Origin of the sequence: Paenibacillus sp. (assembly GCF_035645235.1) — a bacterium.
Lineage (GTDB): Bacteria > Bacillota > Bacilli > Paenibacillales > YIM-B00363 > Paenibacillus_AE.
The window spans coordinates 1-12,840 of the sequence record NZ_DASQMZ010000091.1 but is presented as its reverse complement, the minus strand read 5'-3'; the positions used below and the strand labels follow the sequence as shown (position 1 = coordinate 12,840).

Genomic DNA, 12,840 nt, shown 5'->3' with positions numbered 1-12,840 from the left:
TACCCCTTCAGCGCCTTGCCCTTCGATTCGCCGGCGACGTATTGCCCGCGCACGACGTTCCGCTTTACGTCCTCCGCGTCTTTATAGAGGCGCATGCTCTTCAGCACCTTGACCTTCTCGTCACGCACCGCCTCCGGGTGCAGCACGCTCGGCGGCTCCATCGCCATCATCGTGACCATCTGCAGCATATGGTTTTGCCCCATGTCCCGCAGCGCGCCCGCCGTATCGTAATACCCGCCGCGCTCTTCGACGCCGACCGTCTCGCTGAGCGTAATTTGAATATTCGATATGTATCTGTTGTTCCACAGCGGCTCGAAGAACGCATTGGTGAATCGGATGACCTCGATGTTTTGCACCATCTCCTTGCCGAGATAGTGATCGATTCGGTAGATGTCTTCCTCCGGGAAGACGCGCCGAATTTCTTCGTTCAGCTTTTCCGCCGACGGCAGGTCGTAGCCGAACGGCTTCTCGATTACGAGGCGATGCCAACCGTCGGACTCGAGCAAGCCCCCTTCTTTCAAATGCTGCGAGACGTCGCCGAACAGCTCCGGCGCGAGGGCAAGGTAGAACAGCCGGTTGCCTTGAATTCCGAACGTCTCGTCCAATTCGCCCGCAAGCGAACGCAGCCGGCGAAAGCCGTCCACGTCTTGGATGTCTAGGGAAATATAACGGAAATGCTCGGCGAACCGCTCCCAGTCGCCTTCTTCTCCGGGCTGGTGACGGGCGAATTCGCGGATCGACTCGAATACGTCGCTCCGGAACTGTTCATCGGTGCGCGGCCTGCGCGCGACGCCGACGACCGCGAACTTCTCGCTCAGTTTCCCTTCCCTATATAAACTATAGAACGCCGGAAACAGCTTGCGCCGGGCCAAATCGCCGGTCGCGCCGAATAGGACGATCACGGCTCCATCCGGTGGGTAGTTCAAGCGGCATCCTTCTTTCTTCAGTAATTTTCGCCGCCACGGAACGCACGGCAATGGTTCCAGTTTATCAAACGCGGAAAGAAAATGCTACGAGTCCCGTCCATAAAAAATAAAGCGGCCGGTGGTCATCCGATCCGCTTCTCCATGACGTAACTGCGAAGCCGCGCCTCGTACCATACCGGCGCCATCCCGTGCTTGCGATAAAAACGAATGCCTCGCTCGTTGTCGTCGTTGACGTACAGCCGCATCGTCTTACACCCGAAGGCGGCGCCGTACTTCTCGGCTCTACGAAGGAGCGCCCCGCCGACGCCCGCGCCTTGGTGCTTCCCGTCGAGCGCGAGCATATCGACGAACAGCTCGTCGCCCCGCGCGACGCACGTGACGAAGCCGCCGATTTCCGCGTCGGCCGCCCCGTCCGGCGCCCAGACGAACGTCGCCCCGCGATCGAGCCGCAGCGTCATCTCCCGGGTCGACCAGCGCGGCCGGAGATGCGGCGGATTTAACGGGATCAATTGCTGCCGGATCAGCTTCAAGATGATCTTGTCGTCCGACCCCGGCCTTCTTCCGCGAATCATATGCGAACCGCCCTTTCGAGAATGCCGTTATGTTACCTACGGTATTCTCGCAAGCGCGCGCCCGATTGGACCCCTGTCCCCGCCCGGGCGGCCGGATTAGTCGGCGAGGCCGTTCTTATGCGCGTAGATGGCCGCTTGCGTCCGGTCTTCTACGCCCAACTTGCCGAGGATGTTCGTCACATGGAATTTGACGGTTTTGATGCCGATGTACAGCTCGTCCGCCAGCTCCTGATTCGACCGGCCCTTCGCGATCAGCCGCAGCACCTCCATCTCCCGCTCGGTCAAGTCATGATGCGGCAGCGCCTCGGCCTTCGGCTGGCGGAACCGATTCATCATCTTGGATGCGACCTGCGACTCGAGCACCGGCTGTCCGTTCGCCGCCGAGCGGATCGCCGAGGCGATCTCCGTCGCCCGCGACGTCTTCAGCAAATAACTGAACGCGCCCGCTTCGATGACGGGATACAGCTTCTCGTCGTCGAGATAGCTCGTCAGCACGATCACCTTGCAATCCGGAAACTTCTCCGTCATGCGGCGCGTCGTTTCGATCCCGTCCATCTCCTCCATGACGAGATCCATGAGCACGACGTCCGGCCGATACTGCTCGGCGAGACGCAAGCCCTCTTTGCCGCTGGACGCCTCGCCGACGACCTCGATGCCGTCCTCGGTGCCGAGCACGGCGGCGAGGCCGATACGCACCATCTCGTGATCGTCTACCAGCAGCACCTTGATGTTATTCGTCATCGTTCGCTCCCTCTTCCCCTTCGCCCGGCACCGGCACCCGGATTTCGATCTTCGTGCCCTTGCCCGGCGCAGTCACGATATTCATGAAGCCGCCGATCTCGTTCACGCGTTCGCTCATCGTCAGCAGTCCGTAGGACGACTGCTTCCGCTTGTCCAATTCGAAGCCGATGCCGTTATCCCGTATCGTCAGACGAACGCCGTCCCCCCGCCGAAGCAGCTTCATCTCGAGCCGCTCCGCCCGGGAGTGCCGCAGCGTATTGGAGATCGCCTCCTGCGCGATGCGGAACAGCTGATCCTCGACGCCCTTCGCGAGCCGGATGTCCTCGTCCATCTCCCATTGGATGGCCACGGGCATCTTCGTGGACAGCTCTTGCAGCAGCTCGCGCAGCGCCACCGCGAACGGCTTGCCCTCGAGATGCACGGGCCGCAGATGGAGCAGCAGCGCCCGCATCTCGGACTGCGCCACCGACGACATCTCCTCGATGAGCGCCACCTGCCGCTTCGCCCGCTCCGCATCCTTCTCGAGCGTTCGCCCGAGCGCGGTCGCCGTCATCGAGATGGCGAATAACTGCTGCGACACGGCGTCGTGAAGATCGCGCGCGAGCCGCTGCCGCTCCTCGACGACGGCGGACAGGCGCGCTTTCTCGGCCAGCTCCGCGTTGTGCGTCGATAACCGCTGCAGCGTCGTCACCTGCTCCTCCCACTTGCCGCTGATCGCGTCGAGCCGTTCGGCGAGCCGCCCGATCTCGTCTTCGCCGAGATGCGGCGTCGGACGAGACAGGTGCCCTTTCTCGAGCAGCAGCATCGCTTCCTCGAGCGCCTGGAGCCGGCTCTTCAGGCGGGTGCTTTGCCAGTACCCGTACGCGGCGCCGACGCCCGCCACAAGCAAGATCGTTACGCCCGTAAAGCGCAAGCCGCTCTGCCAATCGGTCGGCCGCAGCAGGGCGAAGCTTTGCGCCGAGAGCGTCACCACGAGAAATAACGCGAGGCCGAGCAGCATCCCCTCGGCCATCGTTCTCCACATCAAGCTCGTCAATTTCGGCATGAGGTTCGGCTCCTTCCGTTCACAGCACTTTCACGTCGACGTCGGCCACCGCATAGGAGACGTTCAACTGTACGAGGTGCTCCGCCGTCTCGTAATTCGGCGACCGCCAGACGAGCCGATTGAGGAGTCCGGCCCCCCGCTCGCCCGCGACGCGAATTTCGCCGACGGCGACCTGCGCGTGCACCGCCAAGCCGACGTCCTCCGGCACGACGATGTCGACGTCGCCGATCATGCCCTGAAGATGCAGTTCCACGGTCGGCTCCTCGAAAATCGCGTTCGTCAGGTCGATTTGGATTTCGGCGATGGCGACCGACAGCTGCGACGATCTCGCCGTCCACGGCTCGCCTCCTCGCCCCCAACGGACGCTTGCGACGATGTGCTGTTTGACGAAAGAAGGATCGAACGGATCGGTACCTCCCGGAACCGCGCCCGGCCGGCGCTTGGATCGGAGAAACCAAACCGCCCCGGCGACGAGGCCGACGACGAGAAACCCCGCATGATTGGCGAGCAGGACGATCGCCGAGCCGGCAAGCAGCACGTAGCCGGACAAATCTTTGCGCTCCGTGCCCTCCGCCGCGCGAACGATCGCGTACCCGAGCAGCGCGGTCGCCAGCGCGCCGGCGGTGAAAAAATTAACGAGATGCCCGACGGCCAAATAGACCCCCGCTCCGATGAACAGGAAGGCCGTATTTCGTTTGCCTTGATCCAAGCTGCCTTCCTCCCCTCGGTGCCCGCGACCCCGCTTCGGCGAAGAAGCCATAGCGGGCTTCCTCCGCATCCGGAAGCCCCTATGGCCGTCGATCGCATGTGCGTCTTGCGCGCGTACGTTCCCTTGCGAAGCTTGGGTTTACTCGCCCGTCCCCGCGGACAGCTTCCGCTTCAGCGCTTCCAGCTGCGCGTCGACGCGCTCGTCCTTCGCGGCGCTCCCCGCGCCTGCCGCGGCGGCGGCGTACGGGTAACGCGACACCTCCGCTTCCGCTTCCATCTGCAAAATCTTTTCTTCCATGCGATGGAAGCCCCGTGCCGCGCCGCCGTTCTCGATGACGTTCGCCGAGGAGACGACGGCGGTTTGCTTCTTGATGCGCGCCAGCTGCGCCCGTTGGACGAGCTCGTTGCGCTTGCTCCGCATCTTGTAGAACTCTTCTTTCATCTGATGAAGCTGCGCCGTCAGCTCCTCGGCATGCGCCTTCGTCTGGGCATACAACGCCTCGGTCTCCTCGAGCTTCGCCGCATACTTCAGATGTTCCTCCAACGCCGCGCGCGCCGTCTCTTCCCGGCCGGCCCGCAGCTCCTCTTCCGCCTTCGCCATGAGCGCGTCGCCGGCGCGTTTCGCTTCCTCGAGCCGCTGCTTCAGCTTCCGTTCGCTGGCGATTTGCTTGGCGACGGTCACTTCCGCTTTCGCGATATCCTCTTCCATATCGCGCAGATATTGATTTAACATTACTACCGGGTCCTCTACTTTGTCCAGCGCGTCATGAATCGAAGCGACCGTCATTTCCTTCAGCCGTTGAAATACTCCCATCGTTAATCGTCTCCTTTTTGACCTTTTTCGTATTGAGCCAGCTTCGCTTTTAATGCTTCGATTTCCTTCGACATCGCTTTCTTCTCGATGTCCTCCATTAAATCGTCGATGCTCGGCGCCTTCGCGCCGCCGCTCGGCGGGTAATACCCCTGCGCCGTCTGCCCGTATCCGGCCGGCTGCTGCGGACGCGGAGGAGGCGGCGGCGCGCCCCACGGCTGCGGCGGCGGCTCGTTCCAATGCATCGAGCCGCGGCTCCCGTAGGGGGATCCGTCGGCGCCGAAGGAAGGTCCGTAAGTCGGATCCTTCGGCATGACCATCGCCGCGATGATGTAAATCGGGATCGGAGCGCCGCCGGAAAACACCGCCGCGACGACGAGTACGATCCGAAGAATCGTAGCGTCGATGCCCGTCGCTTCGGCGAGCCCGCCGCACACGCCGAACAGCTTTCTGTCTCGTACCGAACGATAGACCCGCTTCATGATGCCCCGCCGCCCCCTTCCAGCTTCCGTTTCAGCTGCGCCAGCGCCTCGTCGATTCGATCCGACTCGAACGAAAGCCGCTGCGCCGCCCGGTCGACGAGCCCGCCTCGCACGTCCATCAAGGAGCGCGCCTCGATTTCCATATCGACGATGCTGCTCTCGAGCCGCTGAAACCAATTCCCGCCTTGCGTCGCGTAGCTGCGCGTTCGATCGTGCATTTTCTGCTGCAGCCGTAACGTCTCGATCCGCGCCAAGTAGTATTGACGCTTATGATACACTTCCTGATATTCCCGCTTTAGCTCCTCGAGCCGCAGCTCGAGCTCTTCCACGGAACGCCGGCTTTGCTCGTACAGCTCGAGGTACCCGTCCCGCTTCTCCTCCTCGAGCGCCTTCTCCGCAAGCGCCGCCCGGGCGACGCCGTCCTCGCCGGCCTTCACCGCGAGCATCGCTTGCCCCTCCCGCTTGCGCGCCATGGCTTCGGCTTGGACGTACTGGGCTCGGACGCTCGCCGCGTGCGAGGCGCACTGCCGATGCAGCTGCTCCGTCTCCCGAATCGCATCGGCCATCTCCCGAAGGAACGAATCGATAACGCGCAGCGGGTCTCCGCCTTGCTCCAACCGATCGTTGAGCGTGGCGACCGTCAAATCTCGAACTCGTCTTGCGATACTCATCTCTTGGCTTCCTCCTTCGTCGTCTTACCCTTCGTACGCTTTGCGCCGCTTCAGCAGCGTCCAGCCGAACCAAATCAGCAAAACCGGGGCGAGGAACGCCGCCAGCGCCCACAACTTGCCCGCCAGCGCCAGCAGCCCGACGATCAGAACGATCCAGCCGATCGTCTGCCGTCCGTTCCGGATGCCGTAATAGCCGAGGCCCAGCATCGCCAGCGGCACCAGCCAACCGAAGACGTCGACGCCGACTCGGCTCAGCAGGATCAAGACGCCGACGGCGATCAACGCGGCCGCGAGGCCCGTATTCCGATTCCATTTCATCTCTCGTGTCATCTCCGTTCATCCGTTGCGTTTGGTTTTTGTTTCATGTCTTTATTCTAGGTTATCGTCGACGCGGCGATAACGGACCGCTGATGGGATTTCGGACTGGACCCGAGGCGGGGGAGAAGACCGACTTCGGAAAATGATTCCATCGACCCGGTGCGGGTTCGCGGACGCGAAAAAGACGGCGAATCGCCGGAAACCCCGATTCCGCCGCCCTACATTCCCCCGCCTTCCGGCCTACGCCTCTATAGAGAGCTTCTTCCTTCCGGCCCACGCCGAGCTCGTCGCCCGTCCTCAGCGCGGCGGCAGGCGCCGGACTGGGAACATTTACAGCTAAAACCGCGCCGCGTGCGTGTGCTATGATCGCCTTATCCATAAGAAATGCTTGTACGCCCAATACATACTCTGGAGGCAACTTCATATGATGACCCGAAAGCAAATGCTCGCCGCGACGCTCGCCGGCGCTCTCTTGGTCGGCTCCGCCCCCGTCGTTTTTCCGTCCGCGGCGTCCGCCGCCTGGACCGGGGAGATCGAAAGCTCCGTTTCGTTCCGGACCGGACCCAGCACCGGCGACGACCGCATCCGTTATCTGAAGGCCGGCGAAACCGTTACGATCATAGAAAAGGTGAACGCCTACTGGTTTAAAGTAAAGGACAAGTCAGGCACGGTCGGCTATACGAGCGCCGGCTCGAAATACATCTCCGTCTCCGGATCCCCGGACGCCCCCGCTTCGAGCGGAGCCGGCACCGGCGTCATCGTCGCCTCCGTCTCCCTTCGCGAAGCGCCGTCGACGACGGCCGATCGGATCCGCTACGTCGCGAAAGGCGAGAAGGTCGCCATACTGGACAAGCCGAACAGCTACTGGTATCAAGTGAAAGACGCGAAGGGCAACGTCGGGTACGTCAGCACGAGCGCGAAGTACATATCCGCTTCCTACCAGGCGCCGTCGGCCCCGGTCGGTACCCCCTCGGAGCCCGAGGACACCGGCGTCATCGTCAGCAGCGTCTCGCTCCGCTCCGGCCCGTCGGCGACGACGACGCGCATCCGGTACGTCGCTAAAGGCGAAACCGTGAGCATTCTAGGCAAGCCGAGCGAATACTGGTACAACGTCAAGGACAAGTACGGCAACGTCGGGTATGTCAGCGCAAGCGAGCGATACATCGACGCGAACTATACGCCGCCGGTCATCGCGCCGGCCGATGTCCCGGCCGCCGTGCAGCGCGTCATCGACGCCGGCAAGCGGTACCTCGGGACGCCGTACGAGTTCGGCTCCGACCGATCGTCGACGTCGACGTTCGACTGCTCCGACTTCGTGCGGACCGCCTTCCGCGAGGGAGCCGGCATTCAGCTGCCCAGCGATTCCCGATCGCAAGGGGAATACGTGAAAAACATCGGGCGCGTCACGACGGACTGGCGCGCGCTCAAACCGGGGGACATTCTGTTCTTCATGAGCTACGAAGGTTCCAGCCCCTCCGACTACGATGACGTGGACAAGTCCGAGGAGACGATCACGCACGACGCGATCTATCTCGGGAACGGACAAATTATGCATACATATTCGAAGGACTCCGGCGGCGTTCGCATCGATACGATGGGCGACGACCACTGGGAATATCGGTTCCTCTTCGGGGGAAGCGCGATGTAAACGAAAAGCAGCCGTAAGAAGACCTGTCACTCGCCATCGGCGGCTGACAGGTCTCTCTTTGCGTTCGGGAAGCTCCCTCGCCGTTCGCGCATCCGGAAATGGGCGAAGCGGACGACTCGGAGGCGGGATAGACGTCCATACGGCGCCTCGCGCGGGGGCATATGGTAAAGTAACTTCTCGGGTTGCCGGCCTCGCCGGCGTCCCGGCATCAGAAGGAGGGGTTTTCCATGACGGCAGTTACTGGCTTCACTTCGACGGGCGTGATCCTCGTGCTCTTCATCCTCCTCGTGATCATCGCTCGCGTCTGGGTTGTGTAATTCGGCTGATCGCCGAAATTCGTTTTCGAGGGGGTGAACGCAAATGGCAGCAGTAGGCTACGGTTGGACGTCCACGGGCGCGATCCTCGTGCTCTTCATCCTTCTCGTCATCATCTCCCGCGCCGGCCTCTTCGGCGTGTAATTTGGGCATGACCCGCGCGTAACCGCCGGGGCCTTCGGGCTCCGGCGGTTTTTCGCGTTCGCCTCCCGGAATAATCCGCCCCGTTCGGAAGCAACATGAGGGAAGGAGATTTCCAAGAGAGGAAGAGGTTTCATTGGATACGGTGACGACGGCGCGGGCGCTGTTCGGCTCGTCTATGGCGTTCCACATTATTTTCGCGACGCTCGGCGTCGGCATTCCGGCGATGATCGTGTTCGCGGAAGTGCTTTACCAATGGAAGAAGGACAGCGATTACGCTTTGCTCGCCCGCCGCTGGACGAAGGGCTTCGCGATCGTGCTCGGCATCGCCATCCCTTCCGGCACGACGGTCGGCGTCATGATTTCGTTGCTTTGGCCGGGATACATGGAAATCGTGCAGCAGGTCATCGCCCTCCCCTTCCAGGTCGAAATTTTCGCTTTCTTCCTCGAGTCGTTATTTATGGCCATCTATGTATACGCCGCGGATCGGCTGACCCCCTTGCTGCGTATCGTGAGCGTCACGCTGGTCGCCTTCGGGGCGAGCGCGTCGGCGGTGCTCATCACGGATGCGCACGCCTGGATGAACACGCCCCGCGGGTTTCGCATCGACGAAGCCGGCAACGTCGTCGACGTGGATATGTGGGCGGCCATCTTCAACCCTGCAATCTTTATTACCGCGCAGCACGTGCTCGCTTCGGCTTATATGACCGGCGCCTTCGCCATCGTATCCGTTGCCGCGTACAAGCTGCTTCGCCGCGGCAAGTCCGAGCGCGAATACGCCTATCATCGCAAGGCGCTGACGCTCGGCTTGCTGTTCGGCGGGGTTATGTCCCTCCTCACGGCGTTCAACGGGCACGGTACGGCGCAGTACCTCCACGAATATTTGCCGGAGAAGCTTGCCGCGGCGGAGGGACTGTTCGAGACGACCGCTCGGGCGCCGCTCGCGATCGGCGGCTATGTGGATCCGGTCACGGAACGGGTCGTGCACGGCCTTGAGATCCCGTGGGCGCTCAGCTTCTTGGCCGGCAACTCGTTCGACACGGTCGTCCGCGGGCTGCACGACTTCCCCCGCGAAAACTGGCCGCCGCTTTACATCCACACCTTATTTAATCTCATGGTCTTTATCGGAACGCTCCTCATCGCGCTGTCGATCGGCGTCCTGTGCTGGAAGTACGTGTTCAAGCGGCCGCTGCCGAAGTGGCAGCTCCTCGCGCTGGTCGCCGCCTTTCCGCTTTCGATGCTCGGCGTCGAGACGGGTTGGGTGTTCAGCTGTTCGGGGCGTCAGCCATGGGTCATCTATGGCGTGATGCGAACGGAGGAAGCCGCCCTGCACGCGAGCAGCATGGGCTTCCTGCTCGTCTTGTTCCTGACGATCTACGTCTTGCTGCTCGGGGCGACGATCGTCGTCATGCATCTGTTTTTCCGGCGGCATCCGGTGCAGAAAGAGCTAGACGCCGCGGCTTCGCCGGGCGCCGGGAACGCATTACTAGAGAACGGGGCGAGGTGACGGCATGTCCGACGCGGAGTTGGGGATTTTCATCTTGTGGGTGTTCCTGTTCGTCTATTCCATTGCGGGCTCGATCGATTTCGGAGCAGGCTTCTGGTCCCTCGTCTTCGGCGTTCGCCGGGACACGAAGGCGGCCGACATCGCCAACCGGTTTCTCTCGCCTTCTTGGAAGGTCACCAATGTGTTTCTCGTGCTCTTCGTCGTCGCCTTCGTCGGCTTCTTCCCGTTCGCGACGACGACGATCGGCAGCTTGCTCGTGCTTCCGGCGGGACTCGCGCTCGCGCTGCTCGTGCTTCGAAGCGCCTTCCTCGTTTACGCCTATTCGACGCATCAATACAGCGGGCTGCTGCCGGTCGTCTCCGGCGTCACCGGACTGTTGATCCCCGGGCTGCTCGTTTCGGCGCTCCCGCTCACGCTCGGCGGCTTCCTCGAACAGACGGACGGCGTCTCTAGGCTGCTTTTCGGCAAACTCCTCGCCAGTCCGACGCTGTATGCCCACCTCGGATTCGGCCTGGCGACCGAGCTGTTTCTTTCGGCCTTGTTCTTGGCCGATTATTCCCGGGAGGGCGACGACGAGCGCTCGTACCGAACGTACCGGAATGCGGCGATCGCGCTCGGCCCGACGACGCTCGCCATGGCGATGCTCACCAGCTTCACGTTCGTGCCCGAGGCGCAGTGGATCGCCCGAAATATCGCTGCGGAATGGGGCTGGTTCGTCCTGTCCGTCGCTTCCTTCGCGATCGGGTATTCCGCCCTATGGTGGACGGACCCTCGCGGCCGCGTCGGCTTCGCCCGGGTCGCCGTACTCGCCATCGTGGCGCAATACGCATTCGCCAGCATCGGATACGGACGCGCGCATATGCCATATCTGGTATACCCGGTGCTCACCATACACGACGGCTTCACGTCGCCGCAAATGTTTAACGCCCTGTTGGTCGGCTATGCCCTCGGCATCGGCGTGCTCGTTCCCGTCTTCGTCTGGTTTTGGCGCCTGTTCCTGAAGGATAAGTCGTACCTTCGGCAAGGCGGCGGCGAATCATAAGGAGGCTCCGGCACAGCGATCGTCGACTAGTCCGTCAATTGCTCGGCGGCCATCACGGCGGCCCCGATCGCCAGCGCTTCCTCGCCGAGCTTGCCGCGGCTGAACGTGACTTGATACGCCGGATAATAATAGGTGTTGCGAATCGCTACCTTCGTGGCCGTCTCGAAATAGACGTCCTGCGTATTAAACATCGGCCCGCCGAGGATCACCTTCTCCGGGTGAAGCAAATTCAGCATATTCGCAAGGCCGATGCCGAAGTAAGTGGCGGATTGCTGGAAAATATCGACGGTCAACGGATCGCCCCCGTGGATCGCCTCCACGAGATGCTCGAACTTGACCTGCTCGGGCCGCTCGACGATCGCCCGTAATCCGCTGTCCCGGCCTTGCTTCAACCGAGACGCGGCGACCTGCTCCAGCGCGTAGATGCTCGCATAGGACTCTAAACAGCCGTAATTGCCGTCTGGCTCCCGGTGCGGGATACCGTCGCTTTGGATAATCATCTGACCGACGGCGCCTTCCATATCGACGGCGCCGTACACGAGCTTGCCGTTGGACAGCATCGCGGACCGCAGACCGATCCCCCCGTGGATATACAGCACGTGCTCTCCGCGCTCCTCCGGGTCGTCCGTCCAATATTCGCCGAGCAGCGCGGCGTTGGCCCCGTTATCAAGCGAACAAGGTACGCCCATCCGCTCGGAAATCATACGGCAGACGGGCACGTCGGTCCAGCCGGGGGACGGGAAGTACAGCGGATTCGTAATCATGCCCTTCTGCCGGTCGAGCGGACCGACGCCGCCGACGCCGACGCCGAGCAGCGCATCGCGGGGGATGCGGTGGATATCCAGCATCGTCTCCATGGCGTCGGTCATATGCTGGATCAGCACCTCGGGCGTCGAGCCCGGCGTCATCTTCCATACCCGCGAATCGATCTTGCGAAAGCTCAAGTCGCAAAGCGCCAGCCTGGAATGAATGCGGGAAATATCCAGGCCGAACACATACCCGCGACTCGCGCGGAGGCGATACAAAATCGGCCGGCGCCCGCCTGTCGATTCGCCGAAGCCGACCTCCTCGATCCAACCTTCGGCGGTCATGTCCTCCAGGAGACGCGTCAGCGTGCTTCCTTTCATCTCGCTCTGCTCCTGCAGCAGCTGCTTGGAAACCGTACCGTGCTTGCGCACGAGCGCGTATATCGTCTTCGCCTTCGCGTTGCCGATCCGATCCTTAATGGCAATCATGGCCCCGCCTCCTGTTGTCTTCGTCCGTGCCAAATATACAAAAAAAACTCCGAAGGCGTCACCCTCAGAGTCGTAGTGGTTCGTGTATGTAGTCAGCAAGAAGAATGATACCGGCGAGAGGACTCGAACCTCCACTCCGAAGAACTCGATTTTGAGTCGAGCGCGTCTGCCATTCCGCCACGCCGGCATATGGGTTTATGATACCGATGAGAGGACTCGAACCTCCACTCCGAAGAACTCGATTTTGAGTCGAGCGCGTCTGCCATTCCGCCACATCGGCACATAAACAGAAAAGGAAAAGATGGCGTGCCCTAAGAGATTCGAACTCCTGACCTTTTGATTCGTAGTCAAACGCTCTATCCGGCTGAGCTAAGGGCACATAATAACGAAACTTGTTTGGTGCCGAGGACGAGACTTGAACTCGTACGGTAGTCACCTACCGCAGGATTTTAAGTCCTGTGCGTCTGCCGATTCCGCCACCCCGGCAGGTGGAATGTTGGAGGCGCCACCCAGACTCGAACTGGGGGTAGAGCTTTTGCAGAGCTCTGCCTTACCACTTGGCTATGGCGCCGAAACAGATGGAGCGGACGATGGGATTCGAACCCACGACCCTCGCCTTGGCAAGGCGATGCTCTACCACTGAGCCACGTCCGCGTAAAACTGGGGATCCAGGGATCG

The 12,840-nt window shown here is 61.8% G+C and carries 15 protein-coding genes and 6 tRNA genes; 5 read left to right on the top strand and 16 right to left on the bottom strand.

Annotated elements, in window-relative coordinates:
• The 9 genes from VEZ38_RS08615 to VEZ38_RS08575 all read right to left on the bottom strand — a co-directional run.
• Positions 1–926, bottom strand: a 926-nt coding sequence (locus VEZ38_RS08615; RefSeq protein WP_324892939.1) for a glucose-6-phosphate dehydrogenase, incomplete at its 3' end; no start/stop codon positions are given.
• Between the two features lie 122 nt (positions 927–1,048).
• Positions 1,049–1,498, bottom strand: coding sequence for a GNAT family N-acetyltransferase (locus VEZ38_RS08610; protein ID WP_324892938.1), 450 nt, complete (start codon positions 1,496–1,498; stop codon positions 1,049–1,051).
• 96 nt (positions 1,499–1,594) lie between these two features.
• Positions 1,595–2,239 (bottom strand): response regulator transcription factor, encoded by a 645-nt coding sequence (locus VEZ38_RS08605; protein WP_324892937.1) that lies wholly within the window; start codon positions 2,237–2,239, stop codon positions 1,595–1,597.
• The gene (locus tag VEZ38_RS08600) at positions 2,229–3,284 is read right to left on the bottom strand and encodes a sensor histidine kinase (RefSeq protein WP_324892936.1); all 1,056 of its coding nucleotides are present in this window, start codon (positions 3,282–3,284) and stop codon (positions 2,229–2,231) included. Before VEZ38_RS08600 ends, VEZ38_RS08605 begins: the two co-directional genes overlap by 11 nt.
• 19 nt (positions 3,285–3,303) lie before the next feature.
• Entirely contained in the window at positions 3,304–3,993 is a 690-nt protein-coding gene (gene liaF, locus VEZ38_RS08595) for a cell wall-active antibiotics response protein LiaF (RefSeq protein ID WP_324892935.1), read from the bottom strand.
• 138 nt (positions 3,994–4,131) lie between these two features.
• On the bottom strand, positions 4,132–4,806 hold the full coding sequence (locus tag VEZ38_RS08590) for a PspA/IM30 family protein (protein WP_324892934.1): 675 nt from the start codon (positions 4,804–4,806) through the stop codon (positions 4,132–4,134).
• 2 nt (positions 4,807–4,808) lie between these two features.
• Positions 4,809–5,285, bottom strand: coding sequence for a PspC domain-containing protein (locus VEZ38_RS08585; RefSeq protein WP_324892933.1), 477 nt, complete (start codon positions 5,283–5,285; stop codon positions 4,809–4,811).
• Positions 5,282–5,956 (bottom strand): PspA/IM30 family protein, encoded by a 675-nt coding sequence (locus VEZ38_RS08580; protein WP_324892932.1) that lies wholly within the window; start codon positions 5,954–5,956, stop codon positions 5,282–5,284. Before VEZ38_RS08580 ends, VEZ38_RS08585 begins: the two co-directional genes overlap by 4 nt.
• 24 nt (positions 5,957–5,980) lie before the next feature.
• Positions 5,981–6,274 (bottom strand): LiaF transmembrane domain-containing protein, encoded by a 294-nt coding sequence (locus tag VEZ38_RS08575; protein WP_324892931.1) that lies wholly within the window; start codon positions 6,272–6,274, stop codon positions 5,981–5,983.
• A 427-nt stretch (positions 6,275–6,701) separates the two neighbouring features.
• On the opposite strand from VEZ38_RS08575, the gene VEZ38_RS08570 reads away from it, so the two are divergent.
• The 5 genes from VEZ38_RS08570 to VEZ38_RS08550 all read left to right on the top strand — a co-directional run bounded on the left by VEZ38_RS08570 (position 6,702) and on the right by VEZ38_RS08550 (position 10,927).
• The gene (locus VEZ38_RS08570) at positions 6,702–7,922 is read left to right on the top strand and encodes an SH3 domain-containing C40 family peptidase (RefSeq protein WP_324892930.1); all 1,221 of its coding nucleotides are present in this window, start codon (positions 6,702–6,704) and stop codon (positions 7,920–7,922) included.
• Between the two features lie 227 nt (positions 7,923–8,149).
• On the top strand, positions 8,150–8,239 hold the full coding sequence (locus VEZ38_RS08565; protein WP_324892929.1) for a YjcZ family sporulation protein: 90 nt from the start codon (positions 8,150–8,152) through the stop codon (positions 8,237–8,239).
• Between the two features lie 43 nt (positions 8,240–8,282).
• Complete coding sequence (locus VEZ38_RS08560) at positions 8,283–8,381, top strand: YjcZ family sporulation protein (protein WP_324892928.1); 99 nt, start codon at positions 8,283–8,285, stop codon at positions 8,379–8,381.
• Positions 8,382–8,514: 133 nt separating this feature from the next.
• Entirely contained in the window at positions 8,515–9,885 is a 1,371-nt protein-coding gene (locus VEZ38_RS08555; RefSeq protein ID WP_324892927.1) for a cytochrome ubiquinol oxidase subunit I, read from the top strand.
• 4 nt (positions 9,886–9,889) lie between these two features.
• Positions 9,890–10,927, top strand: a complete 1,038-nt coding sequence (locus VEZ38_RS08550; RefSeq protein WP_324892926.1) for a cytochrome d ubiquinol oxidase subunit II — start codon at positions 9,890–9,892, stop codon at positions 10,925–10,927.
• A 26-nt stretch (positions 10,928–10,953) separates the two neighbouring features.
• On the opposite strand, the gene VEZ38_RS08545 is transcribed toward VEZ38_RS08550, so the two are convergent.
• The 7 genes from VEZ38_RS08545 to VEZ38_RS08515 form a co-directional block, all read right to left on the bottom strand.
• Positions 10,954–12,162, bottom strand: coding sequence for an ROK family protein (locus VEZ38_RS08545; RefSeq protein WP_324892925.1), 1,209 nt, complete (start codon positions 12,160–12,162; stop codon positions 10,954–10,956).
• A 108-nt stretch (positions 12,163–12,270) separates the two neighbouring features.
• Positions 12,271–12,349: transfer RNA gene (locus VEZ38_RS08540), tRNA-Leu, on the bottom strand.
• 14 nt (positions 12,350–12,363) lie between these two features.
• A tRNA-Leu gene (locus tag VEZ38_RS08535) sits at positions 12,364–12,442 on the bottom strand.
• Positions 12,443–12,464: 22 nt separating this feature from the next.
• A tRNA-Arg gene (locus VEZ38_RS08530) sits at positions 12,465–12,541 on the bottom strand.
• A gap of 18 nt (positions 12,542–12,559) precedes the next feature.
• Positions 12,560–12,648 (bottom strand) — tRNA-Leu (locus VEZ38_RS08525).
• A gap of 11 nt (positions 12,649–12,659) precedes the next feature.
• Positions 12,660–12,733: transfer RNA gene (locus VEZ38_RS08520), tRNA-Cys, on the bottom strand.
• 8 nt (positions 12,734–12,741) lie between these two features.
• A tRNA-Gly gene (locus tag VEZ38_RS08515) sits at positions 12,742–12,816 on the bottom strand.
• Positions 12,817–12,840: the final 24 nt, after the last annotated feature.